Origin of the sequence: Methylobacterium platani, assembly GCF_001653715.1 — a bacterium.
Classification (GTDB): Bacteria; Pseudomonadota; Alphaproteobacteria; order Rhizobiales; family Beijerinckiaceae; genus Methylobacterium; species Methylobacterium platani.
Genome location: NZ_LWHQ01000066.1, coordinates 1 through 1,179 on the forward strand (window position 1 = coordinate 1; position 1,179 = coordinate 1,179).

Annotated in this window: 2 protein-coding genes and 1 pseudogene; 1 reads left to right on the plus strand and 2 read right to left on the minus strand. The window is 74.2% G+C overall.

The genetic code is table 11. The features are described from left to right. Nucleotides 1-447, plus strand: a 447-nt coding sequence (locus A5481_RS27305) for an amidohydrolase family protein (RefSeq protein WP_156655658.1), incomplete at its 5' end; no start/stop codon positions are given. A 24-nt stretch (nt 448-471) separates the two neighbouring features. Here A5481_RS27305 and A5481_RS27310 read toward each other — a convergent pair. Next, a complete protein-coding gene (locus A5481_RS27310; RefSeq protein WP_053082383.1) occupies nt 472-915 on the minus strand; it encodes a hypothetical protein in 444 nt (147 codons plus the stop codon). A 35-nt stretch (nt 916-950) separates the two neighbouring features. Then, nucleotides 951-1,179: pseudogene (locus A5481_RS35445) on the minus strand (tyrosinase family protein); the annotation flags it as partial.

The window sequence follows — 1,179 nt, forward strand, 5'->3', positions numbered from 1 at the left end:
GCGCTCCTGCGCGACCTCGACCTGTCCTTCGACCTGCAGCTCTACTACCCGCAGATGGAGGAGGCCTACGACCTCGCCCGGGCGTTCCCGGATACGCAGATCGTCCTCGACCATACCGGGATGCAGGTCGACGGGATGGCGCATTTCGACGCCTGGAAGGCCGGGATGCACCGCCTTGCGGCCGCCCCGAACGTCGCCTGCAAGATCTCCGGCCTCGGCATGGGCGACTGGACCTGGACGACCGACAGCATCCGGCCCTACGTGCTGGAGGCGATCGCCGCCTTCGGGGTCGACCGCTGCATGTTCGCCAGCAACTTCCCGGTCGACAAGCTGTTCTCGAGCTACGACCGCATCTTCGATGCGTTCAAGGCGATCACCGCCGCGTTCCCGGCGGCCGACAGGCGCAAGCTGTTCCACGACAACGCGGAGCGGTTCTACCGGCTGTGAGGACCGGCGGCGCCTCGCGTGGGCTCACTCGACGCTCGCCGGGCCGAGCTCCATGCTCGCCCCCCGGCCGTCGCCGGCGCTCGCCGCGAGGCGGACCGTCACGCGGTCCGCCTCGCGGCAGGCCGGATCGTCGGGAAGCGCGAAGCCGAAGGCCTGCGCGCCGCCCGGGTCGCTCGGCCCGAAGGCGGTCTGCGGGAACAGGCCGAACCGGCCGATCTCGCGCTCCGCGCCGCCGCAGCGGATCGTCACCACGCCCTCGACCGGCCCCGCGGGCGAGGGGGCGAACCCGGTCACGGACAGGACGAGGCGGCGCGGCCCGGCCGCCCCCGCCGTGGCGGCCCGGGCGATCGGCACCTCGCCCGGCGCGTCGATCGTCACCCGCACCGGCCCGCCTCCCGCTGCGCCGGCCGTCGCGACGGCCAGCCATCCGGCCGCCCCCGCGATCGCGACCCGCTCCGCTGCGCGCATGGTCGTCGCCCCGGCTCTCGCCTCCACGCCCGACCTTACGACGTGACGAAGACGACCTCGATCCGCCTCGGCGTCGCGGTCCCGGGCTTGCCGTTCGCCGCCGCGACCGGCACGATCTGGATCCCGATCGCGTTCGGCCTGGCGCCCCCGAGCCCGGCGACGCGCTGGAGCGGGTCGGTCAGGTCGAGCACGAAGGAGGGCAGCGCGTCGCCGTGGCCGCCATGGCCGCCGCGGCTGTGGTCGAGCACCGCGAAGGTGCCGACG

What these genes read in the sequence shown, in the direction of transcription:
- A5481_RS27310 (WP_053082383.1), bottom strand. Translation starts at nt 915, where the DNA reads ATGCGCGCAGCGGAGCGGGTCGCGATCGCGGGGGCGGCCGGATGGCTG.